This window comes from Halarchaeum nitratireducens, assembly GCF_014647155.1.
GTDB lineage: Archaea > Halobacteriota > Halobacteria > Halobacteriales > Halobacteriaceae > Halarchaeum > Halarchaeum nitratireducens.
This window is the reverse complement of sequence record NZ_BMOQ01000003.1, coordinates 226,280-251,248: the sequence shown is the minus strand read 5'-3', so window position 1 is coordinate 251,248 and position 24,969 is coordinate 226,280. Positions and strand designations below refer to the sequence as shown.

General features: G+C 70.5%; 27 protein-coding genes and 1 tRNA gene. 14 read left to right on the top strand and 14 right to left on the bottom strand.

Annotated elements, in window-relative coordinates:
• Positions 1-162: 162 nt before the first annotated feature.
• On the bottom strand, positions 163-1,575 hold the full coding sequence (locus IEX91_RS05895) for a single-stranded DNA binding protein (protein WP_188877689.1): 1,413 nt from the start codon (positions 1,573-1,575) through the stop codon (positions 163-165).
• 209 nt (positions 1,576-1,784) lie between these two features.
• Here IEX91_RS05895 and IEX91_RS05890 point away from each other — a divergent pair.
• Both IEX91_RS05890 and IEX91_RS05885 read left to right on the top strand, forming a co-directional pair.
• A tRNA-Arg gene (locus tag IEX91_RS05890) sits at positions 1,785-1,857 on the top strand.
• 218 nt (positions 1,858-2,075) lie between these two features.
• Positions 2,076-2,654, top strand: a complete 579-nt coding sequence (locus IEX91_RS05885; protein ID WP_188877688.1) for a hypothetical protein — start codon at positions 2,076-2,078, stop codon at positions 2,652-2,654.
• A gap of 15 nt (positions 2,655-2,669) precedes the next feature.
• Here the strand turns inward: IEX91_RS05885 and IEX91_RS05880 are convergent, their stop codons facing one another.
• From IEX91_RS05880 to IEX91_RS05865, 4 genes are all read right to left on the bottom strand, one after another.
• Positions 2,670-2,894 (bottom strand): hypothetical protein, encoded by a 225-nt coding sequence (locus tag IEX91_RS05880; protein ID WP_188877687.1) that lies wholly within the window; start codon positions 2,892-2,894, stop codon positions 2,670-2,672.
• Positions 2,894-3,763 (bottom strand): M48 family metallopeptidase, encoded by an 870-nt coding sequence (locus IEX91_RS05875; RefSeq protein WP_188877918.1) that lies wholly within the window; start codon positions 3,761-3,763, stop codon positions 2,894-2,896. Before IEX91_RS05875 ends, IEX91_RS05880 begins: the two co-directional genes overlap by 1 nt.
• Positions 3,764-3,841: 78 nt before the next feature.
• Positions 3,842-4,609 carry an NAD-dependent glucose-6-phosphate dehydrogenase Azf gene (gene azf / locus IEX91_RS05870; RefSeq protein WP_188877685.1) on the bottom strand — a complete coding sequence of 256 codons (768 nt, stop codon included), beginning with the start codon at positions 4,607-4,609 and terminating at the stop codon, positions 3,842-3,844.
• 45 nt (positions 4,610-4,654) lie between these two features.
• Positions 4,655-5,434 (bottom strand): glycerophosphoryl diester phosphodiesterase membrane domain-containing protein, encoded by a 780-nt coding sequence (locus IEX91_RS05865; RefSeq protein ID WP_188877684.1) that lies wholly within the window; start codon positions 5,432-5,434, stop codon positions 4,655-4,657.
• 132 nt (positions 5,435-5,566) lie between these two features.
• Here IEX91_RS05865 and IEX91_RS05860 point away from each other — a divergent pair, with 132 nt between their 5' ends.
• Both IEX91_RS05860 and IEX91_RS05855 read left to right on the top strand, forming a co-directional pair.
• A complete protein-coding gene (locus IEX91_RS05860) occupies positions 5,567-5,911 on the top strand; it encodes a dihydroneopterin aldolase family protein (protein ID WP_188877683.1) in 345 nt (114 codons plus the stop codon).
• Between the two features lie 191 nt (positions 5,912-6,102).
• Positions 6,103-6,534 (top strand): DUF5790 family protein, encoded by a 432-nt coding sequence (locus tag IEX91_RS05855; RefSeq protein WP_188877682.1) that lies wholly within the window; start codon positions 6,103-6,105, stop codon positions 6,532-6,534.
• A 73-nt stretch (positions 6,535-6,607) separates the two neighbouring features.
• Here the strand turns inward: IEX91_RS05855 and IEX91_RS05850 are convergent, their stop codons facing one another.
• On the bottom strand, positions 6,608-7,345 hold the full coding sequence (locus IEX91_RS05850) for a creatininase family protein (protein ID WP_188877681.1): 738 nt from the start codon (positions 7,343-7,345) through the stop codon (positions 6,608-6,610).
• 166 nt (positions 7,346-7,511) lie between these two features.
• On the opposite strand from IEX91_RS05850, the gene IEX91_RS05845 reads away from it, so the two are divergent.
• The 3 genes from IEX91_RS05845 (at position 7,512) to IEX91_RS05835 (ending at position 10,783) form a co-directional block, all read left to right on the top strand.
• Positions 7,512-7,670, top strand: coding sequence for a DUF7563 family protein (locus tag IEX91_RS05845; protein WP_188877679.1), 159 nt, complete (start codon positions 7,512-7,514; stop codon positions 7,668-7,670).
• Between the two features lie 72 nt (positions 7,671-7,742).
• Complete coding sequence (locus tag IEX91_RS05840; RefSeq protein WP_188877677.1) at positions 7,743-9,596, top strand: UvrD-helicase domain-containing protein; 1,854 nt, start codon at positions 7,743-7,745, stop codon at positions 9,594-9,596.
• 2 nt (positions 9,597-9,598) lie between these two features.
• Entirely contained in the window at positions 9,599-10,783 is a 1,185-nt protein-coding gene (locus tag IEX91_RS05835; protein WP_229772800.1) for a M24 family metallopeptidase, read from the top strand.
• Here IEX91_RS05835 and IEX91_RS05830 read toward each other — a convergent pair whose 3' ends face one another.
• Complete coding sequence (locus IEX91_RS05830) at positions 10,784-11,020, bottom strand: DUF7533 family protein (RefSeq protein WP_188877676.1); 237 nt, start codon at positions 11,018-11,020, stop codon at positions 10,784-10,786.
• 80 nt (positions 11,021-11,100) lie between these two features.
• On the opposite strand from IEX91_RS05830, the gene IEX91_RS05825 reads away from it, so the two are divergent.
• Positions 11,101-11,703, top strand: a complete 603-nt coding sequence (locus tag IEX91_RS05825) for a riboflavin synthase (RefSeq protein ID WP_188877674.1) — start codon at positions 11,101-11,103, stop codon at positions 11,701-11,703.
• Positions 11,704-11,774: 71 nt separating this feature from the next.
• Here the strand turns inward: IEX91_RS05825 and IEX91_RS05820 are convergent, their stop codons facing one another.
• On the bottom strand, positions 11,775-12,785 hold the full coding sequence (locus IEX91_RS05820; RefSeq protein ID WP_188877673.1) for a PrsW family intramembrane metalloprotease: 1,011 nt from the start codon (positions 12,783-12,785) through the stop codon (positions 11,775-11,777).
• Positions 12,786-12,865: 80 nt separating this feature from the next.
• On the opposite strand from IEX91_RS05820, the gene IEX91_RS05815 reads away from it, so the two are divergent.
• A complete protein-coding gene (locus tag IEX91_RS05815; RefSeq protein WP_188877672.1) occupies positions 12,866-13,243 on the top strand; it encodes a DUF7532 family protein in 378 nt (125 codons plus the stop codon).
• A complete protein-coding gene (locus IEX91_RS05810) occupies positions 13,243-14,658 on the top strand; it encodes a DUF402 domain-containing protein (protein WP_188877671.1) in 1,416 nt (471 codons plus the stop codon). Before IEX91_RS05815 ends, IEX91_RS05810 begins: the two co-directional genes overlap by 1 nt.
• 112 nt (positions 14,659-14,770) lie before the next feature.
• On the opposite strand, the gene IEX91_RS05805 is transcribed toward IEX91_RS05810, so the two are convergent.
• Together IEX91_RS05805 and IEX91_RS05800 are read right to left on the bottom strand one after the other, a co-directional pair.
• Positions 14,771-15,016, bottom strand: coding sequence for a glutathione S-transferase N-terminal domain-containing protein (locus tag IEX91_RS05805; RefSeq protein ID WP_188877670.1), 246 nt, complete (start codon positions 15,014-15,016; stop codon positions 14,771-14,773).
• A gap of 53 nt (positions 15,017-15,069) precedes the next feature.
• The gene (locus tag IEX91_RS05800) at positions 15,070-16,038 is read right to left on the bottom strand and encodes a transcriptional regulator (protein ID WP_188877669.1); all 969 of its coding nucleotides are present in this window, start codon (positions 16,036-16,038) and stop codon (positions 15,070-15,072) included.
• Positions 16,039-16,131: 93 nt separating this feature from the next.
• On the opposite strand from IEX91_RS05800, the gene IEX91_RS05795 reads away from it, so the two are divergent.
• Positions 16,132-17,403, top strand: coding sequence for a tRNA(Ile)(2)-agmatinylcytidine synthase (locus IEX91_RS05795; protein WP_188877668.1), 1,272 nt, complete (start codon positions 16,132-16,134; stop codon positions 17,401-17,403).
• A gap of 225 nt (positions 17,404-17,628) precedes the next feature.
• Positions 17,629-17,850, top strand: a complete 222-nt coding sequence (locus IEX91_RS05790; RefSeq protein WP_188877940.1) for a DUF7511 domain-containing protein — start codon at positions 17,629-17,631, stop codon at positions 17,848-17,850.
• Between the two features lie 84 nt (positions 17,851-17,934).
• On the opposite strand, the gene IEX91_RS05785 is transcribed toward IEX91_RS05790, so the two are convergent.
• The 3 genes from IEX91_RS05785 to IEX91_RS05775 all read right to left on the bottom strand — a co-directional run bounded on the left by IEX91_RS05785 (position 17,935) and on the right by IEX91_RS05775 (position 20,608).
• A complete protein-coding gene (locus IEX91_RS05785; RefSeq protein WP_188877667.1) occupies positions 17,935-18,891 on the bottom strand; it encodes a succinylglutamate desuccinylase/aspartoacylase family protein in 957 nt (318 codons plus the stop codon).
• Positions 18,892-19,036: 145 nt separating this feature from the next.
• Positions 19,037-19,315, bottom strand: a complete 279-nt coding sequence (locus IEX91_RS05780; protein ID WP_188877666.1) for an amphi-Trp domain-containing protein — start codon at positions 19,313-19,315, stop codon at positions 19,037-19,039.
• A gap of 57 nt (positions 19,316-19,372) precedes the next feature.
• Positions 19,373-20,608 carry a potassium channel family protein gene (locus IEX91_RS05775; RefSeq protein ID WP_188877665.1) on the bottom strand — a complete coding sequence of 412 codons (1,236 nt, stop codon included), beginning with the start codon at positions 20,606-20,608 and terminating at the stop codon, positions 19,373-19,375.
• A 189-nt stretch (positions 20,609-20,797) separates the two neighbouring features.
• Here IEX91_RS05775 and citZ point away from each other — a divergent pair, with 189 nt between their 5' ends.
• Positions 20,798-21,940, top strand: a complete 1,143-nt coding sequence (gene citZ, locus IEX91_RS05770) for a citrate synthase (RefSeq protein WP_188877663.1) — start codon at positions 20,798-20,800, stop codon at positions 21,938-21,940.
• Positions 21,941-22,139: 199 nt separating this feature from the next.
• On the opposite strand, the gene IEX91_RS05765 is transcribed toward citZ, so the two are convergent.
• Positions 22,140-23,459, bottom strand: a complete 1,320-nt coding sequence (locus IEX91_RS05765; RefSeq protein WP_188877916.1) for an MATE family efflux transporter — start codon at positions 23,457-23,459, stop codon at positions 22,140-22,142.
• Between the two features lie 236 nt (positions 23,460-23,695).
• Between IEX91_RS05765 and ilvA the strand changes: the two genes are divergently transcribed.
• On the top strand, positions 23,696-24,907 hold the full coding sequence (gene ilvA, locus IEX91_RS05760) for a threonine ammonia-lyase (RefSeq protein WP_188877662.1): 1,212 nt from the start codon (positions 23,696-23,698) through the stop codon (positions 24,905-24,907).
• The last annotated feature ends 62 nt before the right edge of the window (positions 24,908-24,969 follow it).

The window sequence follows — 24,969 nt, the reverse complement described above, 5'->3', positions numbered from 1 at the left end:
CCGATCGACGTAGAATCGCCGACGGGCGGTCATCGCCACGGCCGCGTGAGTGACCGGCCGCGTCCCCGCGACCACACGGCGGACGACCCGGAGCGACCGGGGCCGAAGACGTCCCAAATCGAGACGTCGAGGTGGAGAGGAACGTGACGGAACGGGGAAGAACTAGCGGACTTCCTCCGCGTCGAGGCGCTCGTCGCGCACCGGCCCGCGGACCGTCACCGTCTCCCCCAGCGTGACGTCCGCGTCCGTCTCGACGCTCATCGTCTCCGTCCCGTCGTCGAGGATGACGGGATCGCGCGCCTGCACGACCGTCCCCGTGAACTCGACGTCCTCGCCAGCGTCGTCGGCGCCATCGCCGTCGCCCGCGTCGCGTTCGTCGGTCTCGGGCGCGGTTCCGTCCGCGTACGCACCGAGTCCGGTCGTCTCCTCCGACGACGACTCGTCGTCCCCGACGGCCGTCGTCGCGCCGTCCGCGAGTTCGACGACGCTCGCGCGCCATCCCGCGGAGGCCTCGATGTCGTCCTGCCAGCCGTCCTGAATCTCGACGTCGGTGAAGAGCACCTCGTCGCCCGGTCCGACGTCGCGATCCGCCTTCTCTCCCCAGAGCGCGACCCGGATGTCATCCGTGTCGTCCTGTAACCGGACGTTTCTGACTTGGCCCTCGCTCCCGTCGTCGCGCTCGAACGTCCGCTTCTCGTCCACGGATCGGATCACGCCGGCGATGTCCGCGACGTCGTCGATTTCGAGGTCGTCGATCGGCGTGGACTCGGGAACGAACTCGACGTCCGCGTCGACGGCCTCGACGGCGCCCTGGTCTCCGACGTGGAGTTCGATCGCGCCGTCGCGCTCCCGGACGTAGCCGTCCACGATCTCCACGACGTCGCCCGGTCCGAACTCGTCGGCGGCCGCCGTCCGGTCGTCCCAGAGAGTCACCGTCACGCGGCCCGTCTCGTCGCCGACCGAGAGGTTGGAAACGCGCCCCTCGCTCCCGTCGTCGCGCTCGAACGTTCGCACGGCGTCCGTGTCGAGCACCTCGCCGACGAGCGTGACGTCCGAGAGTCCGACCGAGAGGTCGTCGACTCGGTAGGTGTCGCTGACCTGGACGTCGATGTCGACGTCGGGGTCCGGTTCGACGCGATCGGCGCTCACTTCGACGCCGTTGTAGCCGTCCGTCGGCCGCCCGGCGACCCGGATGACGTCGCCGGCTTGGAGTTCCGTCGCGGCGTTCGCGGCCTGCTCGTCCCACAGCGAGACGCGGACCGTCCCGCTCTCGTCCGCGACGTCGACGTTCAGCACGCGCCCGTCCTCCGCGTCCTCGTCGTCGCGCTCGAACGTCCGGAGTTCGCCGACGGAGACGACCTTGCCGACGAACTTCGCCTCGTCCATCTCCGGGGTGACGTCGGCGATCCCGTTCACCTCCCCGTCCTGTAGCTCGTGCGCGAGGAGCATGGCGGCCGTCTCGTCGTCCGCCAGCCCACCCATCTGCTCGACCTTCTCCGCGACGGCCTCGCGGAACTCGTCGAGGGAGACCTCGTCGGTCTCCAGGTCGGCGTACGTATCCTCTATCGCACCCATGATAATCGTAGTTCAGCCCAAGGTGGGCCCGCGCATAAGCGTTGTCCTTGCCCGTTTCCGGCCCGCTGTCGGTCGCTCATCGGTCGTACGTCAGTTCTCCATTCGCCTTGAACTCGCGGTCGCGCGGCGGCGCGTGCGGGACGCGATCCACACCCACGACGGGGTCGAATCGTAACCGCTTTACGTACCCTGCGGCTACGAGAGAGTGAGTCCGGGTAGGGTAGTGGACTATCCTCTTGGCTTGCGGAGCCAGGGACCGGAGTTCAAATCTCCGTCCGGACGTTCCTTCACGGTACTTCGCGACGAGGCTCCGCCTCACCGTTCCGGCCAGTCACGTCCGGACGGTCGTCGAACCGTAGACGACGGGCGACAGCGAGGGATCCGGTCGTCGTGACACGCCGCTTCGTCGTCCGTCACGGCGGCACGCGGTCACCCCCGCCCCCCACCCTCACGCCCCCGCGTGCGCCACGTCTTTCTCCGCGCGACGCGAAACGTCGAGTATGCACGAGGGAGTGCGCGCCGGCATCGCGGCGTTCGACGCCGGGGAGTACGCCGCGGCACGCGACGTTTGGCGCGACGCGAACGAGCCGGGCGAGCGGTTGGCCGACGCTGCGTCCATGATCGTCCGCGGTCGCGCCGGATCGTTCGACCGGGTCGCGGCGGACGCCCGAGCGGCGAGCGAGACGCTGTCGGAGTTCGACGTGAAACGGGGGGTGGGCGTCGCGGCGCTCCGAGACTACCTCGATACGGTCGCGGCCGATCCCGAGGTGATAGCGCGGCGTCGTCCGCCCGCGATCGCGCTCGACGGGGAGCCGGTCGCGCTCGACGACCTCGATGTCGGCGGCGTGTTGACGCTCGCGCCGGCGGTCGCGGCCGCGGCCGGGGGTGACCGGGCGCGCGTCGAGCAGGCGGTCGAATACGCGCGATCCGACCTCGACGGGGAGGCGAACGCGTTCGTAGCGCTCTGTTACGACGTCGTGACCGACCCCGAGGCCCGCCCGGTCGCGTACCAGCGGCTCGTCGAGCGCGTGGAGCGACGCGAAGCGCGCGAGGCGGACGTCGAAGGGCTGTTCGGGTAGCGATTCGGGATCGGGCTACGCGACCGCGACGTACGCGGCGACGGCGAGACAGAGCGCGCCGAGCGCGCGGACGACCCACGTCGCGCGGGTCGACGCCGGGCCGTCGTCGCCGTACTGGCCCGTCCGGTCGGGCGTCGTCGCGCCGAACGCGCTGAGTCGACGGACGACGTCCGGCCGAGCGAGGCAGAGCGCGCCGAGACCCGCACCGAGGCCGACGGCGAGCGCGGTGCGCGGCTCCATCACTCGCGGAGGCGCGCGATACGCTTCTCGACCGGCGGGTGGGTGGCGACGAGCTTCGTCACCAGCGAGCGATCGTCGTCGTCGAAGATGCAGAGCGCGCCGACCTGCTCGTTCACGCCGCTGGACTGGCCGCCGCGAGAGCGCTGACCGCGGCCGCGCCGACCGCGCTGGCGGGTAGCGGACCCGCTCGCGCTCGGGGCCTCGTTACCGCGCTGAATCTTTTCCAGCGCGCGGGCGAGGGGTTCGCCGCTGCCGATGTACCGTTTGGCGTCGGCGTCCGCGACGTACTCGCGGTAGCGGCTGATGGCGAGGACGAAGAGCATCACGACGAACTGGACGGCGGTCCCGACGAGCATCGAGAGGAAGAAGTCCGCGATGTCGTTGTCGCCGCTGAGGAGGACGAGCCACTGCGCGGCGATCCCGACGATCGAAGCGATCCCCTGTCCGATCACCATCGTGACGACGTCGCGGTTCTTCACGTGCGCGAGCTCGTGCGCAAGCACGCCTTCGAGTTCGTCGTCGTTCAGGGTTCGTGCGAGTTCGTTCGAGACGACGACGGTCGCCGCGCCCTTGCGGCCGACCGCGAAGGCGTTCGGGACGCCCATGTCCGCGACCATCAGGCGCGGCTTCTCGATGCCCATGTCGTCGGCGAGGGCCTCGACGCGGCGGTGGACGTCGCCCCACCTGCCGTCTTCGGGCATCTCCTCGGCACCGACCGATCGCAACGCCGACCACTTGCCGATCTTGTACTGGACGCCGACGAGCGCGACGCTCCCGAGGAGCACGAGGACGAGCGGGACGCCCATGGCGTACGCGACCGCGGCGACGACGGCGTAGAACGCGAAGAGGATCGCGCCCACGACCGCCATCCGGAGCTTGAGTCCGGGGTGTCTCATGGGCACCGCTACGGGTTTATACCGGATAAGTTGGGTGGTCGCGCGCCGGTCTCAGACGTTCTCCTTCGGCTCGCCGCCCATCGTGTACTCGGCGGAGTTGTCCCGCGGAGCGTAGCCGAGGACCTCCTTCGCGCGCTCCAAGGAGTAGTACTTGCGGTCGTTGTCGCTGATCCCGTAGACGATCTCGTAGCCGTAATCGGCCTCGATGCAGCGCTCGAAGAGGTGCGCGCAGTCCCGATAGGAGAGCCACATCGCCTGCCCGCGCTCGTAGTCGATCGGGGGATGGCCCTTCGTGAGGTTGCCGATGCGGACGCAGGCGACCGAGAGGTCGTGCTCGTCGTGGTAATACCGCCCGAGCGTCTCGCCGGCGGCCTTGGAGACGCCGTAGAGGTTCGAGGGCCGGGGGAGTTCGCTCCCGTCGAGGAGGTAGTCGTCGTCCCTGCGGTAGATGTCGGGCTTGCGCTCGGTCTCGTAGTGGCCGACGGCGTGGTTCGAGGAGGCGAAGACGACGCGCTCGACGCCCGTGTCGACGGCGGCCTCGTAGACCGTCTGCGTGCCGTCGATGTTGTTCGTGAGGATGGATTTCCACGGCGCTTCGGGGCGCGGGTCGCCGGCGAGGTGGAGGACGGTGTCGACGTCGGCCATCGCGTCGCGGACGGCCTCGTCGTCCGTCACGTCGGCGACGACGAACTCGTGGTCGGACTCCTCGGCGGGCGGGTCACGGTCGAACAACCGCCACTCGTACGCGTCGCCGATACCCTCCAGTACCGCTCGCCCGACGCGTCCCCGCGCGCCCGTGAGGAGGACCAGTTCGTCCATTCGACTCGAAGTGGGACGGCGACGATAAAGTAAGGCGCGGTTCGCTCAGGCGTCCGCGACGGTGGCGTGCGGGGCGTCGTCGCCGCCGTCGGCGGGCCCGACGTCGCTCTCGGTACCGGCGTCGTCGGCCGCGTCGCGGAGCTGTCGGTAACACGCGCCGAGGAGCGCCTGGATGAAGACCGCCCAGACGGCGCCGACGAGGCCCGTGAGCACCCATCCCGCGACGGTCGTCGACGGGAGGATGACGCCGAGAATGCCGGCGACGAGAATGTAGACGACGCCCGGAACGAGGAAGGTCGCGAGGAGGCGCCACCGGTTGCCGGACGCGAGGTCCCACGAGGACTGCATCGCGGTGAAGGCCGTCTCGTCCTCGACGGCGACGTAGACGAGCGTGAAGGCGAGACCGAGCGCGAGGTAGATCCCCGGAACCACGAGCAGGACGAACCCGATGGTCACGAGGATCCCGACCACGATGGAGGCGACGAACCACCAGACGAGGGCGGGACCGACGTTCCGAGTGAAGAACTCCCCGGGGACGTGGTCTGTGACGTCGCTCACCATCGAGCGGATGGCGACGATGCCGATGTAGGCGAAGAGGACGTAGGCGACGAGGCTGAGGACGCCGCTCGCGAGCGCGCCAACGGGGAGGACGATCGGCGCGATCTCGCCGGGCGGGGCGACCGACTGGATGGCCGCGTTCATGTTCGTGGTGAACAGCGTGACGAGCAACTGGAGGACGAAGAACGCGCACGCGAGCGTCAGCCCGGCACGGGTCGTGGTGCGGCTGACGGCGGTTTCGAGCGCGTCACCGATGTTCAGGGACATCGTTCGCTCGGTTCGGTCCCGGGCGTGTTAGAGTTTCGGTCGGTGTGGGAGAGAGAGAGAGGGACGGCGCGGAGGGGCGTCTGGGCGGGACGAACGGGAAGGCCCATACCGGCGCGCGTCGGGCGTGACGATATGGTCAGCAGTGCCGAGGAGGCGGCGTTCGAGGTCGGTATCAAGTTCGGAACGCTCTACCACCAGTTCGCGGGGACGCCGATCAGCCCCGCGAGCGCGCCCAGTCTGGAGACGGCGATGGAGGAGGCGATCGAGAACCAGCCGTACTGCACCGACGTGACGGTCGACGTGCTGACGGCGGCGCTGGAAGCCGAGTTGGCGGGCGGGCCGGCGGCGTACACGGAGCTGACGGGCCGCTTCATGGAGGTCGACGTCGTCGTCGACTACGAGGGGACGCGGGCGGTCGCGCGGATGGAGATGGACGACGGCTACCCGCTGATGGAGCTCGTCGAAGTGGAGACGTAGGCGGGCCCGGGCGGGTGTGCGGGCCGGCCAGGCGAGCGAACGGCGAATGGACGTGAACAGTGAGCGCGGCGAGAGCGTCGGTCCGGGCCGACGGAGCGCGGAAGCACGCGGGGGGTGTGAGCGGGGTCACGGGCGCGTCGTCGGCGGAATCGGGGTGGAGTTTTAAACTACGGGGGTGCGTAGCACGTTTCATGAGCCAATCGGGGTTGGACGACGAGGAACTGTTCGGCGAGGCGGCGACCGAGATCCGCGCGGACGTCGAGGATCACCTCGCGGGGGCGCGCGAGGCGCTCCCGAGCGCGTCGGCGGTGTGGGACGTCGAGGCGGACAACACGCTCGGCGTGCTGAACGGTCTGCGGACCGCGCTCGCGGTCGAGGAGGTGGAGGCCCACCTCCGGGACGCGAAGAAGTGGTACACCATCGGCGAGCGCGCCGACGCCTTCGAGGACGCCGACGACCTCGCGGACGAGATCGAGCGCATCGAGGACGTCCTCGACGACCTGGAGGAGGTGAGCGACGCGGTCGCCGATCTCGCCTCCGCGATCCCCGAGCTCCGCGGCGAGCTGGAGGAGCTACACGCGGCGGCCGACGAGTCGGCCGACGGAACCGCGGACGGCGAGTAGACCGACCACGACGGTCGGACCGCGCGAGCCGCGCGGTCGAGTGGCGACGCTCGGCGACCGAGGTCGGGGCGTGTCAGCGGTGCGGGACCGGATCGGCGTCGCGCGCCGTGACCGCGTCCGCGAGGTCGCAGAGCGCGTCGACCGCGCGCGAGAGGAGTTCGGCGCCGCGCGCCTCGGTGTCGACGCCGGGATCGCCGACGACGCCGTTCTCGCTGAACGCGGCGGAGTCGTGCGCGAGGTTGGTGGCCGAGACCCACTCGCCCCAGCGGTCGCTCGCGCCCTCGCGCGCGGCGTCGATCCGGTCCTCGCGGACGGACTCGGGGCGCGCGTGTCTGAGGAATGCGGTTTCGAGGGGGCCGGCGTGGCCCATGTCGGTGGCGTGCTCGCCGACGGCGTCGAACCACGTGAAGGGAACGGCGTAGGCGTCGTCGTGGCGACTGATCGCCGCGCACACCTCGCCGAGGGCGGGGACGTTGCCGCCGTGGCCGTTGACGACGACGACGTCGGTCCAGCCGTGGTGGGCGAGCGACGCGACGGTGTCGCGGACGTACGCGCGGAACGTGTCCGGCGAGACCCAGAGCGTCCCGGTGAACTGCCGGTGCTCCTCGGAGACGCCGACGGAGACGGTGGGCGCGACGACCGCGGTACCGGCGTAGGCGTCGGCCGTCCGTTCGGCGACGGTCTCGGCCGTGAACGAGTCGGTCCCGAGGGGCGCGTGCGGGCCGTGTTGTTCGGTGCTGCCGACCGGGAGGAAGACGACGTCGACGGCGGCCGCGTCGGCGTCGGTCCACGTGGCGTCAGCGAGGCGCATACGTCGACGTGCGCTCGTCGAGGACTTGTAGCCCGTGGATCGCTGAACGCCAGCGACGCGGGGAGCGTCGCGGGCCGGCGATCCCCGCCGCCAGTGGTATCGGTATTCAGATAGGTTAGGTGGCCAGTATAACTAAGGCGGGTTGCGTCCTACCCGAGTAGTGAGTATGCCGGATTGTCAGAACTGTGGGTCCTTCGTGACCGACGCGTACGCGCGGGTGTTCACACCGGACGGCCACACCGCCCCCCGCGTCTGTCCGAACTGCGAAGACAAGATCCGAGACGGTGCAGAGGTCCGCGAAGCGCGCTCCACTCGTCGCACCTGAGCCGTCGGTTTCGTCCGTTTCCGTCGCGGAAAGTCACGCCGCTTATACCCTCGTAGGTCCTGTAGATGTGTAATGAGTCAGTCGGAGCCACAGGTCACGCGCCTGTTCGGCGGTCCCGGCAGTGGGAAGACGACCGCGCTCCTCGACCGCGTCGAGGAGATCCTCGAAGACGACGACGTCGAGATACGGGACGTGCTGGTCGTCTCCTACACGCGCGCCGCCGCGGCCGAGGTACGCGAGCGGTTGGCCGAGCGCCTCGACGTGAACCCGCGCTCGCTGCGCGGGAACGTCTCCACGATGCACGCGAAGGCCTACGAGCTCCTGAACCTCTCGCGGGGCGACGTCGTCGGCGAGGACGACAAGGAGGCCTTCTGCGAGGACTACGGGATCCCGTACGAGGACGAGTACGCGTCGGGATCGCGGCGCACGGCGCGCTCGACGACGCTCGGGAACAAGGTCATCGCGACGAGCCAGTGGCTCCAGCGGACCGGGCGCGACGTCGCCGAGTGGTACGACGTGCCGTTCAACTGGGACGACGAGGAGGTCCGACTCCCCCCGGAGATCGACGACAACGCGCAGGTCGGCAACAAGTACACGCCGACGTGGCCGTCCAGCGACGAGCGCTACGACATCCCCGAGTGCATCCGGGCGTGGCGCACCTACAAGGGCGAACACGAGCTCGTCGGCTTCGCGGACATGCTCGAACGCGTCGAGCAGCGCTCGCTCGTCCCGAACGTCGATCACCTCGTCATCGACGAGTTCCAGGACATCACGAGCCTCCAGTACAAGGTCTACCAGGAGTGGAAGCCCCACATGGACACCGTCCTCATCGCGGGTGACGACGACCAGGTCGTCTACGCGTGGCAGGGCGCGGATCCGGACCTCCTGCTCGACACCGAGGTGACGGAGAACGTCGTCCTCCCGAACTCCTATCGGCTCCCCTCCGAGGTGCTGAAGATCGTCCAGCAGGAGGTCGGTCACATCACGAACCGCCAGGAGAAGGACCTGAATCCGCGCAAGGAGGGCGGGCGGGTCGAGGCCGTCGACTCGCCGTCGATGCTCGATCTCGTACGGAACGTCCGGCGGACGATCGAGACGACGGACGAGACGGTGATGATCCTCTTCCGCGCGCGCTACCAGCTCTTCGACTTCGTGGACGAGTTCATCACCGAGGGCATCCCGTTCAAGGCGCTGACCGACCAGCGCCTCTGGACGGACCGGCTCCAGCAGTACGTCGAGGCCGTCGAGGCGATCGACGCGGGCGAGCCCGTCACCGGCCTGCAGGCCCGCCGGCTGATGGACATGCTCCAAGACTCGGCGTTCGGGACGAACGACCGCAGCGACTTCCGCGACGAGATCGACGCGCGCCGCGAGGAGGCCAGCGAGGGCGACGAGGCCGACGCCCCGCTCGACGAGCTCGAGTTCAGCCCCGAGTTCATCCGGAACTGGGTGCCGTTCGTCCCCGCGCCCGCCGCGGCCGCCGACATGCTCCGGAAGGTGACGCGCTACCAGCGCCGCTCCATCGACGCCTACTTCCAGGGCGACTACCGCGGGATGAACTCGGATCGCGTCCGCGTCGGCACCATCCACTCAGCGAAGGGCCGCGAGGCCGACCACGTCTTCCTCGCCACCGACCTCACGGAGAAGGTCGTCGAGCAGATGGCCGCCACGGCCGACCCCGACGACCTCCCCGAGGGCGTTGAGGAGTTCACCCGGCAGAGCGACCCCGTCCCCGTCCTGACGGACAACGAGCGCCGCGTCTTCTACGTCGGGATGTCGCGGGCCCGCGAGCGGCTCGTCCTCATGCAGAACCTCGTGACGGGCGCGCCGACGCTCCCGCTCGACGTCCTGCTCTACGGGAAGCCGACGGGCGAGACCCTCGAAGAGGCGCTGTCGAACGCGGCGGCGCCCATCTCGATGAACTAGGCGTGACGGCGACGGACGGGCGGGCCGCGACGGCGCTCGCCGACGCGATCGAGGCGCGCGATGCGGCCGCGTTCGTCCACGTCGGCGATCGGAGCGACGCGACGATGCGCTATCTCGCCGGCCCCGCCCTCCCGGATCGGCCGAGCGCGTTCCTCCTGAGCGCGGCCGGCGAGCGGCTGCTCTGTCCGCCGCCGGGTGCAGCGAGCGCGGCGAGGGAGGCCTTCGACGGGACGGTGGTGGGCGCGGGCTCGATCGACGGGCACGCCGCGGGGGAGCGCGCGGCGGCCGTGCTCGCAGAGCGCGAGGCGACGGGAACGGTGTTGGCGACGGCGACGATCCCGCACGCGGCCGCGCTCTACCTCGAACGCGCCGGCTACGAGGTGGCCTCGACGGACGCGCTCGACGCCGCGCGCGCGACGAAGACCGAAGCGGAGATCGAGCGCATCCGAGCCGTCCAGACGGCCGCGGCGGCGGGCGTCGAACGCGCCGAGGCCGTGCTCGCGAACGCGGAGCGGCGAGAAGGAATCGGAGGCGACGCCGACGCTGACGCCGCGGCGCTCATCCACGGGGGCGACGCGCTGACGACGGCGAGCCTCCGCCGCGAGGTGAACGCGGCGCTGGCGCGCGCGGGCGTCGATCCCGCGGGGAACACCCTCGTCGCCGCGGGGGCGGCGTGGCGCGACCCCGCGCGCGGCGGCGACGATCCGATCCGGGCGGACGACCCCGTCCTCGTCGATCTCGCGCCGCGCGACGCCGCCGGCTATCACGGTCGGCTCGCCCGGACGTTCGTCGTCGACACCGACGGCGGCTGGGACCGCCGCGCGCACCTCGCGGTGACGCGGGCGCGCGAGGCCGGCCTCGCCGAGCTCGAAGCCGGGACGCCGGCGAGTCGCGTGCACGAGGAGACGGCGGCGGAGATCGTCGCGTACGGCTTCGACGCCGTCGGCGACGGGCGAACGGGTGGCACACGGGCGCTCGGCCACGGCGCCGGCCTCGCCCGTCGGGAAGCGCCGTGGCTGACGGGGACGAGCGAGCTCGAGCCCGGGCACGTCGTCGCCCTCGCGCCGACGGTGTTCGACGCGGGTGAGGGCGGTGGGGTGCGGATCGCCGACCTCGCGGTCATCACCGAGAAAGGGTACGAGCTACTCGGGGAGTACCGGACGTCGCTGTCGCCGACGGTCGACTGATCAATTCGCGTCCTCGTCGGGGTCGCGCGCGACGGCACCGACGGCGCGCTCGACCGCCGCCACGGCGACGTCGTCCGGTGTCAGCACGTAGCGCTCGACGCCGAGGACGAGCGCCGCGAGGCCGAGGAAGAGGAGGGCGAGCGGCTTCCCCGCGAGCGCGTACCGCGCGCCGAGCGTGATGAGCGGCGCGCAGAAGGCGAGGGTGACGACGACGGAGAGCTGCGAGAGGATCCCCATGGGCGCGTGAGGGGGTCGCGGCCCGTAGGCGTTGCGCCGGGAGCGACAACACTTTCGTGATACGTCTCGGAACTGTTCGCATGTTCACGGGGATCGTCGAGACGACCGGCCGTGTCGTCGACGTCACGCGAGACGAGGGGGGACGCCGCCTCCGGATCGAGACGGACGGGATCGACGGGTTCAGCCACGGGCAGAGCGTCGCCGTCGACGGCGTCTGTCTCACCGTCGAAGACCACGGCGAGACGGACGCCGGCGCGTGGTTCGAGGCGTTCCTCGCCGCCGAGACCGTCGCGCGGACGAGCCTCGACGAGCGCGCCGTCGGTGACGGCGTCGACCTCGAACGCGCGCTCCCGGCCGACGGGCGCTTCGACGGTCACGTCGTGCAGGGCCACGTCGACACCACCACGACGGTACGGGCGATCGAGCGGGTGGGGGAGGACTACCGCTACACGTTCGCCCTCCCCGCGGGGTACGAGCGCTACGTCGCGGAGAAGGGATCGATCGCGCTCGACGGCGTGAGCCTCACGGTGGCGAGCGTGGACGACGATGCGGGGACGTTCGACGTCGCGGTCATCCCGACGACGCGCGCGGAGACCACGCTCGACGAGCGCGAGCCCGGCGACGCGCTCAACGTCGAGCTCGACGTCGTCGCCAAGTACGTCGAGCGACTGGAGACGTACTAGAAGCGCCGGCGACGATCGGACGACGACGGGGCGCGCGCTCATCGACGTCTCCGCCTCCTCGCGGCGACGCGCTACGTCTCGTCGCCGACGTACTCGACCGCGGGTGTCAGGTCCTCGAAGGGGTCCTCGGACGCCTTCCCGGCGTCGAGGTCGGTGTAGACGTCGCGGTAGCGCGAGAGCTTTCGGTAGAGGACGAGGAGGAAGACGCCGTCGTAGACGAGAACGAACCCGATGAACGCGAGGAGGTTCCAGTTCGGGAAGAACTGGGGGGCGTAGGTCACCACGGTGTTGTACGCCGCGTGGATCGTCGCGGCGATGAGCAGGCCCTTGACGACGATCGGGCCGCGGTTCTCCGAGTTGAACTTGGCGAGACCGAGGTAGTAGCCGGCGAACGCTGAGTAGATGACGTGGCCCGGGCCGGCGAACGTGCGGAGCGTCGCGGTCTGGAGCGCCTGCCCGAGCGCGGTCTGGAGCGTCGCGCTGTTCGCGGCGGTGAGGAACTGATTCGTGATGTAGATCGTGTTTTCGATCGTGGCGAAGCCGAGACCGGCGGCCGCGCCGTACACCGCACCGTCGATCACGGCGTCGAATCGCTCGGATCGGTACGCGTAGAGTCTGACGGCGAGCCACTTCACCGTCTCCTCGACGGGACCGACGACGACGAAGAAGAAGAGGACCATGGCGATCGGGGCGATGAAGTCCTTGAGAACGGTGTTGAGGACGGAAGCGAAGCCGGCGAAGAGGAAGCCGAGGACGAACGTCCCGACGAGCATCGACAGCGGCTCGCGCATCGTGACGTCCATGCGCCAGACGGAGAAGACGAGGATCGCCGCCGGAACGATCGAGAGCAGGACGTAGACGCCGAGGAGCGGGTTCTGGAACGCCGCGACGCCGACGATCAGGAACTGCGCGGCGAGGATGACCACGGCGAGCGCGATGACCGACCACCGACCGCCGACGGTGAGCAGTCCGTGGAGGCGGGCGGCGAGGTGATCGATCGCGGTGCGTTCCTCCCACGACGCCACGTCGTAGAGGTCGCGTCCGTCCGCGGCGCGCTGGATCGGATCGCGTTTCTGCGGCATGCCCCGCGGTACAGGTGGCTCGCTCTAAGTTCTTCGGGCGAGAGCGACGTTTTTTCAGCCAGTCACGCGTAGTCGCCGGCATGCTCTTCGATCAGCCGACCCGGCGCGCGCTCCGCGAGGCCGGCGTCTCGGCCGACACCCTCCGCGACGTCGAGGAGACGGTCGCGCGCGAGGCGCGCGAGACGGCCGCCGAGATCTCGGCGTTCTTCGCGGACCACGAGACGGTCTACTCCGACATGGAGCAGACGCATTCGAACGACCCGTATCCCGAACACGACATCGACTACTGCGACCTCTTCACGCACAGCCAGGACGTCCGCGGGTTCCTCCGGTTCGACACGTGGGGCGTCTACGTCGAGGGGGCGCGAGCGCTCGACGACGGGACGGTCGAACTCGAACTCGGGCCGACGGTCCACGACCGGGTCCGGTTCGCACCGACGCGGGACGCGCTCGAGTGATGCGCGTTCGCATCCGCGGGATCTACGCGACGGCGCTCACCGCGGTGTGTCTCGACGCCGGGCACACCGTCGTCCAAGCGTCGGAGCCGATCCGCGAGCGCTTCGACGCGGCGTTCCCGGACGACCCCGCCGACGTCACCGTGGAGACCACCGCGGACCGACAGGGCGTCGGGCTCTCGGGGAGCCCCGACGCCGTCGCGTCGCTGCGCGAGCGCTGCGTCGGCGTCGGGGAGGACGCGCTCGACTGGGACGAGTCCGTGCCGGCCGGCGCGGTGTTCGACGCGCGCGTCTCCGGGACGACCGGCGGGGGCGCGGTGCTCGACCTCGGCGGGGAGCGGGAGGCCTACCTCCCGTTCGACGCCGCGGACGGCTACGTCGAGACAGGCGATACGCTCCGGGTGCAGATCCGGGAACCAGCGCCGCCGTGGCTCGACGGCCGCGCGACGGCCACGACGGCACTCCGGACTCCCGGTGTGGGCGCGCTCGCCGCATTGGAGGAGGGGGACGCGCTCGTCGCGGCGACGCCGGACGGCACGGCCGAGCACGAGCTCGTCCAGACGACGGAGATGCTGAACGTCGACGTCCCCGACGCGTGGGCGGTCCGGTGGGGCCGCGCCGCGGACGGAGCGTCGTTCGCGGCGCTCCGCGAGGCGCTCGAAGCCGCGGTCGAGCGCACCGACGACATGGAGCGCGCGATCGACGAGGCGGGGGACGTCGACGCGCCGCGGGCAGTCTATCGCCCGCTGCGGACGGCGTGGGTCTGGTTCGGGCGCGACGCGCGCTTCGCGCTCGACGACCGCCGGAGCGCCGCGACGGCGACGATGCCCGGCCACCACCGGACGAAGGCCGCGACGCCGGCGGCGAGTCGCGCCGTCGACTTCGCGGAGGCGGTCGGCGTCGACGCGGAGGAGTTCCCCTTCGACGCGGTCTCGGCCGCGTTCGGGCCGCGCGAGGGCGACGCGCTCGCCATCGAACACGGGAAGCCGAGCGGCCGCCTCATCACGCTCGGGAGCGGGACGATCACGAACTGCGAACCGTCGACGGGGAAGGTGACGCTCGAACGCGAGATGCATCCGGGCGGCACCTACGACGCCCTCGGGACCGAGCGCGAGGCCGGCGACGTCGCCACGACGCGGATCCAAGAGGGGCGCGAGTGGTACATGACGCGCTACGAGGGTACGGACGGCACGAACAAGGGCACCTACGTGAACGTCTCGACCCCCGTGGAGCTGTTCCCGGACGCGATCCGGTACGTCGACCTGCAGGTGGACGTCGTGAAGTACCCGGACGGGACGGTCGACGTCGTCGACGAGGACGAACTGGAGTCGGACGTCGAGGCGGGCGACGTCCCGCGCGCGCTCGCGGACCGGGCGCTCGACGTCGCGGACTGGCTGGCGGACGGGCTCAGCGAGTAGCGAACGAGGACGGACGGCGGGCGCTGTCGTCGTCTCCCGCGGGCGGTCTACGCCGGTGTCGCGTCGACCGAATCGACCGGGGAGGTACCACCGACGCCGAGGAGTGCGGTCGTTAGGCGTACTGCTCGTCGAGGTACTCGACGATGTCGTCGCTCTCGGGCATCCCCGTCACGTCGGTCGCGGGATCGACGAGGACCGGGACGCCGGTCTGATCGCTGATCGCTTTCACCTCGTCGCGCTGACCGTGCGAGCGCGGGACCTCGTGTTCCACGTAGTCGAGGCCGAGCTCGTCGAGCTTCGAGATGACTTTCGCGCAGTACGGACAGCCGGGGAGGATGTACAGTTCGAGGTCGCTCACGTCGTCGCGTACGCGTTCGAGGGGGAAGAGGGATGTGGAGGCGGCGGTTCGGGTCAGGCTTCCGTTTCGGCGTCCTCGCCGCGCTCCTTGAGGAGGTCGCGGAAGGCGTCCGGGTCGTCCATCCGTTCGAGTTCCGCGCGCTCGATGATGGCGGTACCGCCGATGGACGTCTGGGTGGCCTCGTCGACAAAGTACACCGCCCGCGTGCGGGTGATGCGGCCGACGCTGGCCATGATGCGCGCGCGCTTGACCGCGGCGTCAGTGAGCGAGGAGTGACCGGTGAGGAGTCCCTCTGGGCGGTTCGTGTCTTCGCCGACGGCGTTGAACGGCGCGCGGACCGTGGGGTGGACGTCGAAGCCGGCGCGGGTGAGGACGGCGACGATCGGTTCGTCCTCGGGGTCGGCGTCGGGGTCCTCGGGGGTCGGGTCGGCGTCGCGGACCTCGTCGGCGCCGTTCAGCACGTCGACGGGGCTGGTGAGGTCGTCGCCGAAGACGTCTTCGAGTTTGACCGCGACGTCGATACTGGCGTTCATCCCGTCCTCGTACTTCGAGACGGTGCGTCGGGAGACGCCGAGTTCGGTGGCGAGGCGGCCGAGGCTCCATCCCCGTTCCTCGCGTTCGTCGGCGAGGACGTCGCCGTCGATGTTGACGTACAGCCCCCCAGGGGCGGCGTAGACGAGCGGAGGGACGCCCTCGACGAAGAAGTCGAGGGCGGTGTCGGGGCTGATGACGGGGACGCCGTGGCGGAAGTAGACGACACCGCGTTCGAGCTCCTCGTCGCGGGTGCGGAGCCCGACGACCATCGGGGTGCCGTGGAGGTAGTGGCCGAGCCGGCGCATCTCCGCGCCCGTCGGGCCGTCGAGCGCGTCGACGTTCCCGAGGATCTTGAGGAAGAGCAGGTCGTCGCCGCGGCGGGCGGCGACGTCGAAGCTCTTCGGGCGGATGACGCACCGGTCGCTCACCGCGAACCCCGCGTCCTCCAGCATCGCGGTAACGTTCTCGATGAGTGCCGACCGGGACATACGGGTTTCTAAGCCGGTATGCACATATATGTATTGTGCCAGCGGGAGACGAACCCCGAAAGCCGTACGTGGATTCGACGGCTAGGGACGTGCGTGACGACGGTCGGCATCGACGATACGGACTCGCGGACGCGGGGGATGTGCACGACGTACGTCGCCCACCGAATAGCGACGAGTCTCGAAGTCCGGGGCCACGACGTCGCGCGCGTCCTCCTCGTCCGGCTGAACCCCGCCGTCGAGCACAAGACGCGGGGGAACGCGGCGCTCGCGCTCCACACGGACGCTCCCGTCGACGACGCGTTCGCCGTCGCGCGCGACGCGATCGCGGACGCCGCAGAAGTGGGCGACGACCGGACGAACCCCGGACTCGTCGTCGCACCCGGCGATCCGGCCGCCGTTCCGGACGCGGTCGCCGACTTCGCGCGGGAGGCGGTGCGCGACCACCACGGCATCGACGACGCACTGGCGCGCTGCGAGGAGGTCGGCTACCGCAGCGAGGGGTGGAAGAACGGTCGGGGGCGGATCGGCGCGCTCGCGGCGGTGGGCGCGTGGCGCGCGTTCGACGGATGGACCTACGAGCGCATCGCGTACCGCGAGCCGTCGCGCTGGGGGCGCGAGCGCGACGTCGAACACGACTCGGTGTTCGCGGCCGCGGACGCCGCCTATCCGACGGTCTGGGACACGGTGGATCGAGCGGCCGGCGAGACGGTCTGCGTCCCGCACACGCCGGGACCGATCCTCTACGGGATCCGCGGCGACGACCCCGCGGCCTGCCGGGATGTCGCGGCCCGGATCGAGGGCGAATCGATCGCGGCCGCGCGGACGTTCGTGACGAACCAGGGGACGGACGCGCATCTCCGCGACGCGGACGCGCTCGACGCGCTCCGCGACGGTCGGGCGTACCGGGTGGACGGGACGGTGACGCGCGCCCCGGAGACGGAGCGCGGCGGCCACGTCTTCTTCGCCGTCGAGGACGAGACGGGCCGAGCACGCTGTGCGGCGTTCGAGCCGACGAAGCGCTTCCGCGATCGCGTGCGCGATCTCCGCGTCGGCGACGAGGTGACGCTCTGCGGTGAGGTGAGCGACGGCACGCTGAAACTGGAGAAGTTCGCCCTCCGGGAGCGCGTGACGACGGCGCGGACGACGCCGACCTGTCCCGACTGCGGGCGCACGATGGAGTCGGCGGGCGCGACGCAGGGCTATCGGTGTCGGGACTGCGGGACGAGCGCACCGGGGAAGGTCGCGGTTCCGATCGAGCGCGACCTCGACCCCGGGTGGTACGAGGTGCCGCCCCGGGCGCGCCGCCACATCGCGCGCCCGCTCGTCCGAGGGTCGTGGGACGCGCCGACGCGTCCGGAACGGTGAAGGGGCGGTGGAAGAACGGCGACGGGCGGCGACGGACGGCGTCGCACGGCCGCCGACTGCGACGGGCGCATAGGAGGGCTGTTGGCCGCGTATGCGCCCGGGTGTGAATCGTTTCGGTTTTAATTTCGAATCAGATGGACGCCTATATATGTCGGGCGCGACTGGATTCGAGTGACCGATGCGATCCGAGACTGCCGCGCCAGCGGCGAATCGGGAGGTGGACGAATGACCCGCGGTTGCGTTGCGGACGCCGCGTCGACCACCGACCTGCGACTCGTGCGAGAGACCGAGACGTGGCCGGAGTTCGATCTCGCGTGCCGCGTCGAGGAGCACGACGGCGACGCCGAGTGTACGGTCTACCCCGCGGACGCCGACGACGACACGCTCGTCACCACGTGGCTCACCGCCGCGGACGACGCGTTCGTCGACGTCGAGACCGTCCGCTGATCGGTCCGTCGCGCGCGTCCTCGTCTTCGGTCTCTCACCCGTTCGCCGCCCGGCGGTCGCCCCGCCAGCGAGCGCCGTCCGCGATCAGTACGTGTCGATCGTCGTCCCGACCGAGCAGACGTACTCGCCCGTCGCGACCTGCGGGAGGCGACGCGAGCGCCAGAAGACGCCGTCGTTGTCCGCCGTGACCTCCGCTTTCACCTGTCCGAAGGAGTCGACGACGCGGAAGAGCTCGTCGCCGCGTGACACCTCGTCGCCGAGGTCGACCCGGTAGTCGACGAGACCGCCCGCGGGCGCCCCGTACCGATCGAAGGCGTGCGCGCGGGTCTGCGGGCCGGGCTGGTGGTCGCCGTCGAGATAGCCGTAGTGACGCAGGACGTTGAAGAGGCCCGTGACGCCGTATTCGATCGACTCCTCGTCCCAGCCGACGCACCCGCCGAGTTCGGGGTCGATCGTCGGGATGCCCTCGTCGGGCGCGGCGCGCGCGAGCTGGCCCTCCGGACCCTTCTGGTCGAGGATGTGCCCGCAGTCGAAGACCTTCGCCAGTTCGAGGCACTCGCGGTGGAGCCGGTGGTGGCGACCGCAGCGCACCCGGACCTCGTTGATCATCCGACTCGTCGAGCCCTGATGTAGGTCGATCACCATGTCGGCGCGCGTCGCGGCCTCGAAGGTCGCGTGTGCGATCCGCTCCGAGGACGACCCGTGCGCGTCGCCCGGATACGCGCGGTTCAGCTTCGTGTCGTCGATCGGGTTGCGGTGCTCCGCGACCTGGTAAGCGTGGAAGTTGGCGATCCCTGTCACGAGGACCGTCCCCGAGAGCGCCGCCGGATCGAGTTGCGGGACGAAGCGCGAGACGACGCCGACGCCGTTCAGTTCGTCGCCGTCGCTCGCCGCCTGCACGTAGAGCGTGTCGCCGTCCGTCTCGCCGTTGATCACGGCGACCGGGAGGCCGACAGTCGTGCCGTCGCGCGTCTCACCGACCGTGAGCCGCCCCGTGTCGATCTCGCCGGGGGCCGCGCTCGCCGTGCCGAGACTCGTCATTGTCTAATGGGGGTCGGTGGCGCGTATTGAGTGTCCCGGAACGGCCGTCGGCCGCGGGAGGACGCGGCCGGCCCGGCGGACGCGTCGACCGAGGCGGTCGTCGCGCTATCGCACGGCCGAGGCGACGCCGACGCGTCGTCTCCGACTACTCGATCTCCAGTCGCTCGTCCGCGGTGTCGTCGCCCTCGTCCCATTCGAGTTCGAACTCGACGCTGAGCTCGCCGGTCCCGTCGGTCGGTCCCTCGCGCTCGGCTTTCACCTCGAACGTCGGGTTCGACGGCGGCGTCAGCGTCACGGACTCCGCGCCCGCGCTGAGCGTGAGATCGTCACCGCGTTCGAGGGCGTCCGCGACGCTGCGGAGGTACGCGGCGATCTCGGCTCTCGTGTGGACGCGCTCCGACTCGAATAGGACCTCTTCCGTCATACGAAGTGCGTAGGGTACGCGAGCGAATAAGTGCACCCGCGCCGGCCGGGAGCGTCGTCACTCGTCGTCGCCGGCGAGCGCGCGGAGTCGGTCGGCGCCCGCGCGCGTGCCCTTCGCCAGCAGGACGTCGCCGGTACGGAGGGCGGTGTCGGGACCGGGTTGGATGACCCACGCGTCGTCGCCCCCGGCGTCGAGACCGTCGGACGCGGCGCCGGCCTCCCCGTCGGGGCGGCGGACGGCGATGACGCGCATCCCCGTCTCGGTCTTCACTTCGGCCTCGCCGAGCGTCGTTCCGGCGAGGGAACCGCGGTCGGTGACCTGCACGCGGACGATGACCTCGTCGGACTCTTCGACGGCCTCGCGGACGACGACGTGCGTGTCGAGGCCGCGGAGGACGCCCTCGGAGATCTCGACCGCGGCGTCGCTTATCACCTCGGTCGCGTTGGCGATCTGAACGAGTCCGCGGAGGGAGACCGGGTCGGCGACGTCCGCGGCGGCGCGGAGGGTCCACGCCTCGAATCGGGCTTTCAGCGCGTCGACTTCGGCTTCGAGTTCGACGACTTCAGCGGCGATGTCGGCGCTGTCGAAGAGGACGCTGCCGTAGGCGAGATCGACGGCGAGCTCGCTCATGTTCTTCATCAGGACAAGCGAGTCGACGGCGCGCTCCAGGTCCGCGATGTCGGGGTCGGCGGGTTCGGCCGGGGCGTACGCGTCGCCGCTCGCGGCCTCGTAGACGTCACCGATCGACTCCTCGGGGCCGCGGAGGAGGAGGACGTCGTCGGCTTCGAGCGTCGTCTCCGCGCCGGGGTTGGGGATCCAGTCGCCGCCGCGGCGAACGGCGATGACGCGCACGCCGGTGTCGGTTTCGAGGTTGACGTCGGCGAGCGTCCGGTCCGCATACCTGGAGTCGGGCGAGAGCTCGGCGCGCACCAGCCGCTCGACGGCGTCGGGGAGCGCGCCGCGGATCGCGTCCGGGACGCCGACCTCCTCGATGACGACCTTGGCGATGTCGCCGCTGGCGTCCGAGACCTTCTCGGCCGCGCCGATGATGCCGAGGACGGGCGCGAGCGTCTCCGCGTCCTCGGGGTTGCGCGCCGCCATCAGGAGGCTCATCCGGGCGCGCAGCTGGAGGACGTCCATGCGCTCTTCGAGTTCGAGGACCTCGCGGGCGATGTCCGGGCTCCCGTGGAGGACGGCGGAGTAGGAGAGGTCGATGAGGAGCTCGGCGGTGTCCTTCATCTCCGCGAGGAGGTCCTTGACGCTCGCGGGTTCGTATTCGACGCGACCGGGCATAGGTGGTGAAACACCGCGACCGCGTAAAAAGTCACGCCCGCGTGCGAACCGTCACGCGACGAACGGGCGATAGACGACCGTCGAAAAATACGCGGATACGGGGGCGGTCCGCACGGTGGTTGCGGCACGACACGGAGAAACGATTGACGATAGGCAATCCTTTTGGAACCCGATGAAGAACCGTGGTGTATGTCCGACGAACTCAAGAAGGGCCTCGAAGGTGTGCTCGTGGCTGAGTCCGGGCTCAGCTACATCGACGGCGACGAGGGCCGCCTCGTCTATCGCGGTCACACCATCGAGGACCTCGCGCGTGGGGCGTCGTACGAGGAAGTCCTCTATCTCCTCTGGAACGGCGAACTCCCGACCGAGTCGGAGCTCGACGCGTTCGCGAGCGACATGGCCGCCGAGCGCGCCGTCGACGACGACGTCCTCGGGACCGTTCGGGACCTCGCCGAGGCCGACGAGGTGCCGATGGCCGCCGTCCGGACCGCCGTCTCGGAGCTCTCCGCGTTCGATCCGGACGCGACCGAGGACGCCGATCCGACGGACCGGAAGGCGAACCTCGCGAAGGGCAAGCGTCTCACCGCGAAACTCCCGACGCTCGTCGCCGCGTTCACACGCCTGCGGGACGGCGACGAGCCCGTCGAGCCGCGCGAGGACCTGAGTCACGCCGCGAACTTCCTCTACATGCTGAACGGCGAGGAGCCCGACGACGTGATGGAGGAGGTCTTCGATCAGGCGCTCGTGCTCCACGCCGACCACGGCCTGAACGCCTCGACGTTCTCGGCGATGGTGACGGCCTCGACGCTCGCCGACCTCCACTCCGCGATCACGTCCGCCATCGGGACGCTCTCCGGGAGCCTCCACGGCGGCGCGAACCAGAACGTCATGGAGATGCTGGAGGAGGTCGATGCCTCCGGGAAAGACCCCGTCGAGTGGGTCGAGACGGCCCTCGACGACGGTCGGCGCGTCGCCGGCTTCGGCCACCGCGTCTACAACGTCAAGGACCCGCGGGCGAAGATCCTCAGCGAGCAGTCCGAGGATCTCGGCGAGGCCGCGGGCGACACGAAGTGGTATGAGATGAGCGTCGCCATCGAGGAGTACATGCGCGAGGAGAAGGGCCTCGCCCCGAACGTCGACTTCTACTCGGCCTCGACGTACTACCAGATGGGGATCCCGGTCGACATCTACACGCCCATCTTCGCGATGTCCCGCGTCGGCGGCTGGATCGCCCACGTCCTCGAACAGTACGACGACAACCGCCTCATCCGTCCGCGCGCCCGCTACGTCGGTCCCGAGGACCGGACGTTCACGCCGATCGACGAACGGTAAGCGATTCCGACCGGTCGAGCCCAGCGAGGCCGGAGGTTCTCCTCCCGTGTTTGTGCGAGGAGCGGTGAGCAGAGCGTACCCGACGAGCAAAGCAACCGGGCCGCGTCCGTCCGCGCGCCCGCCACGCCGACCCCGCGGACCGGCCGTTCGTCCCCCTCGGCGAGCGTAAGCGGGCGATTCGATCGGGGTTTCTCCGGCGTCAGTCCTCGGCGTCGCTGACGCTTCCCCGTTCGGCCATCATGCCGGCGGCGCGAGTCGCCCAGTCGGAGTAGCGGAACCCGAGGGCGGCGACGGCGGCCATCCAGACGTACTGGACGGCGACGGCGACGTACGCGCCGAGCGGACCCCACCCGAGGGCGACGCCCAGGGCGTAGGTGAGGCCGACGAGGCCACCGAAGACGCCGGTGGCGCGCGCGAAGAGGGGGATGCGGGTCTCGCTCGCGCCGCCGAGCGCACCCGAGAGGGCGGTGAAGACGGCGACGAAGACGGCCGTGAGACCGTAGACGCGCGCGAACCCGGTGGCGTAGGGGAGCGCGTCGGGCGAGCCGGCGGCGAGGAGGCGGACGGCGTCAGGGGCGAGGGCGACGAGCGCGAGGCCGACGCCGCCGACGGTGAGGGCGGCGAGGCCGGCGGTCGCCCACCCCCGGTAGCGGGCCTCGGCGGGGTCGCCGTCGCCGAGCGCCTGTCCGACGAGGACGCCGACGGCGGTGCGATACCCGCGCGAGAGCGGCCCCGTGACCTGCTGGTAGACGCGGCGGCCGATCTGGAAGCCGGCGTTGACGGGCGTTCCGAAGCCGAGCAGGAGGGCGTTGAACGGGAACTCGGCGAGCGTGGTGGCGGCCCCCTCGGCGATCTTCGGGACGGCGACGGCAAGGAGCTGGCGGGCGATGAGGAGGTCGCGGGGACGGACGAGTTCGAGGTCGTCGGCGAACGCGCCGATGGCGGCGACGAGGAGCGCCGCGGAGAGGACGTTCGAGACGGCGGTGGCGGCGCCGACGCCGAGGACGCCGTAGGAGGCGACGCCGAAGAGCCCGAGGCCGAGGACGAGCGATCCGGCGATGTTGGTGACGTTGGCGAGGCCGGTGACGTACATCGGCGTGCGGGTGTCGCCCGTGCCCTGGAGGGCGCGGCTGGCGACGAGGGAGACGTGGCGCGCGGGCGCGGTGGCGAGGACGACGCCGAGGTACGTCGCGCCGAGCGTCACGGTGTCGCCGGTCGCGCCGAAGAGCCGAATCAGCGACGGGCCGAGGAAGATCCCGCAGAGGGCGATGGGGACGCCCGCGAGGAGCCCCATCAGGACGGCGCTCGAAACCGCTTCGGCGCGGTTGGCGTCGGCGTCCGCGCCGGTGTCCTGGCTGGCGAGCGCGATGGCGGCGCTTCCGAACCCGATACCGATGCGGAGCGGGACGCGCCCGTAGAGGTCGGCGAGCCCGACGGCGACGACGGCGGCGGGCGAGAACGTCGCGGTGACGAGGACGTCGACCGTCCGCATGAGCGTGCGGAGGGTCTGAGAGGCCATCACGGGCCACGCGAGTCCGAAGACGCGTCGCCACGTGGCGGCCAGGCGGCTATCCACGGCCGTACTGGACGGCGGTCCACCCTAAGGCGTGCGGTTCCGGCGCACGGCCCCGTCAGTTTCACTTTCACTCCGCTTTCCCGGCACTTATTACGTCCCGGCACGTCGGTCCAGTCGTCACACGCTTCCGTTCTGCGATGCATCGAATCGCTTAGGCGACGCCTCGGCGTAGCGGTCGTATGCTCGAACTCGACGACGTCCGCGAGGCCGTCGCCCCCGTCTCCGAGGTCGCGCGGCGGACGCCGCTTGAGCGCTCGTACACGTTCTCCGCGATGACCCGGGCCGACGTGCACCTGAAGTTCGAGAACGCCCAGCGGACCGGCTCGTTCAAGATCCGGGGCGCCGCGAACCGCATTCGGCGGCTCACCGACGCCGAGCGGGAGGCGGGCGTCGTCACCGCCTCCGCGGGCAATCACGCGCAGGGGGTGGCGCTCGCCGCGACGCGCGCCGGCGTCGAGGCGACGGTCGTGATGCCCGAGACCGCGCCCATCTCGAAGGTGAAGGCGACGCGGAACTACGGCGCGACCGTCGAGCTACACGGCGTCGACTACGACGAGGCCCAAGCGCGCGCCCACGAGATCGAGGCCGAGTCGGGGCAGACGTACGTCCACGCCTTCGACGACGAGGCCGTCATGGCCGGACAGGGCACGATCGGCATCGAGCTCATGGAGGCCCTCCCCACGATCGACACCGTCGTCGTTCCGGTGGGCGGCGGCGGGCTGATCAGCGGCGTCGCAACGGCGGTGAAGGGAATCGCACCGGACGTCCGGGTCGTCGGGGTGCAAGCCACGGGCGCATCGAGCGTCGCGGACAGCCTCCGGAAGGGCCGTCTGACGGAGGCCGAGCAGGTCGACACCATCGCCGACGGCATCGCCGTTCGGGGCGTGGGCGAACGCACGTTCCCCGTGATCCGCGAGCGCGTCGACGAGGTCGTCACGGTCACCGACGCGGAGATCGCGAACGCGCTCGTCCTCCTCTTGGAGCGGGGGAAGACCCTCGTCGAGGGCGCGGGCGCGGCGTCGCTGGCCGCGCTCCTCACCGACGCGTTCGACGTCGACGCGGACGAGACGGTCGTTCCGATCCTCTCCGGCGGCAACGTCGACCTCAATCTCCTCACGACCGTGATCCTCCGCGGCCTCGTCGATCAGGGCCGCTATGTCAAACTCCGAACGGTGTTGAAGGACCGTCCCGGTGCGCTCGACGACCTCCTCGATATCCTCACCGACGAGCGCGCGAACATATACGCGATCCAGCACGACAGGACGAACCGCGACGTCGCGCTGAACGCCGCCGAGGTCGAACTCGACCTGGAGACGCGGGGCGAGGAGCACGTCGAGGCGTTGCTCGCACGACTCCGCGAGGCCGGCTACGAGGTCGACCTACTCGTGTAAGCTACCCTATCCTACTTCGCTTACCCCATACGGGGTTCGCTCGTTGAGGGTAGGGCTTTGAT

Excerpts from the sequence above, each read along its gene's own strand:
- IEX91_RS05855 (WP_188877682.1), top strand. The coding sequence starts at position 6,103 with ATGAGCCAATCGGGGTTGGACGACGAGGAACTGTTCGGCGAGGCGGCG.
- IEX91_RS05850 (WP_188877681.1), bottom strand. The coding sequence starts at position 7,345 with ATGCGCCTCGCTGACGCCACGTGGACCGACGCCGACGCGGCCGCCGTC.
- IEX91_RS05800 (WP_188877669.1), bottom strand. The coding sequence starts at position 16,038 with ATGTCCCGGTCGGCACTCATCGAGAACGTTACCGCGATGCTGGAGGAC.
- IEX91_RS05790 (WP_188877940.1), top strand. The coding sequence starts at position 17,629 with ATGACCCGCGGTTGCGTTGCGGACGCCGCGTCGACCACCGACCTGCGA.
- IEX91_RS05825 (WP_188877674.1), top strand. The coding sequence starts at position 11,101 with ATGTTCACGGGGATCGTCGAGACGACCGGCCGTGTCGTCGACGTCACG.
- IEX91_RS05830 (WP_188877676.1), bottom strand. The coding sequence starts at position 11,020 with ATGGGGATCCTCTCGCAGCTCTCCGTCGTCGTCACCCTCGCCTTCTGC.
- IEX91_RS05785 (WP_188877667.1), bottom strand. The coding sequence starts at position 18,891 with ATGACGAGTCTCGGCACGGCGAGCGCGGCCCCCGGCGAGATCGACACG.
- IEX91_RS05820 (WP_188877673.1), bottom strand. The coding sequence starts at position 12,785 with ATGCCGCAGAAACGCGATCCGATCCAGCGCGCCGCGGACGGACGCGAC.
- citZ (WP_188877663.1), top strand. The coding sequence starts at position 20,798 with ATGTCCGACGAACTCAAGAAGGGCCTCGAAGGTGTGCTCGTGGCTGAG.
- IEX91_RS05880 (WP_188877687.1), bottom strand. The coding sequence starts at position 2,894 with ATGGAGCCGCGCACCGCGCTCGCCGTCGGCCTCGGTGCGGGTCTCGGC.
- IEX91_RS05840 (WP_188877677.1), top strand. The coding sequence starts at position 7,743 with ATGAGTCAGTCGGAGCCACAGGTCACGCGCCTGTTCGGCGGTCCCGGC.
- IEX91_RS05815 (WP_188877672.1), top strand. The coding sequence starts at position 12,866 with ATGCTCTTCGATCAGCCGACCCGGCGCGCGCTCCGCGAGGCCGGCGTC.
- IEX91_RS05860 (WP_188877683.1), top strand. The coding sequence starts at position 5,567 with ATGGTCAGCAGTGCCGAGGAGGCGGCGTTCGAGGTCGGTATCAAGTTC.
- ilvA (WP_188877662.1), top strand. The coding sequence starts at position 23,696 with ATGCTCGAACTCGACGACGTCCGCGAGGCCGTCGCCCCCGTCTCCGAG.
- IEX91_RS05845 (WP_188877679.1), top strand. The coding sequence starts at position 7,512 with ATGCCGGATTGTCAGAACTGTGGGTCCTTCGTGACCGACGCGTACGCG.
- IEX91_RS05885 (WP_188877688.1), top strand. The coding sequence starts at position 2,076 with ATGCACGAGGGAGTGCGCGCCGGCATCGCGGCGTTCGACGCCGGGGAG.
- IEX91_RS05780 (WP_188877666.1), bottom strand. The coding sequence starts at position 19,315 with ATGACGGAAGAGGTCCTATTCGAGTCGGAGCGCGTCCACACGAGAGCC.
- IEX91_RS05775 (WP_188877665.1), bottom strand. The coding sequence starts at position 20,608 with ATGCCCGGTCGCGTCGAATACGAACCCGCGAGCGTCAAGGACCTCCTC.
- IEX91_RS05865 (WP_188877684.1), bottom strand. The coding sequence starts at position 5,434 with ATGTCCCTGAACATCGGTGACGCGCTCGAAACCGCCGTCAGCCGCACC.
- IEX91_RS05875 (WP_188877918.1), bottom strand. The coding sequence starts at position 3,763 with ATGGCGGTCGTGGGCGCGATCCTCTTCGCGTTCTACGCCGTCGTCGCC.
- IEX91_RS05810 (WP_188877671.1), top strand. The coding sequence starts at position 13,243 with ATGCGCGTTCGCATCCGCGGGATCTACGCGACGGCGCTCACCGCGGTG.
- azf (WP_188877685.1), bottom strand. The coding sequence starts at position 4,609 with ATGGACGAACTGGTCCTCCTCACGGGCGCGCGGGGACGCGTCGGGCGA.
- IEX91_RS05765 (WP_188877916.1), bottom strand. The coding sequence starts at position 23,459 with ATGGCCTCTCAGACCCTCCGCACGCTCATGCGGACGGTCGACGTCCTC.
- IEX91_RS05895 (WP_188877689.1), bottom strand. The coding sequence starts at position 1,575 with ATGGGTGCGATAGAGGATACGTACGCCGACCTGGAGACCGACGAGGTC.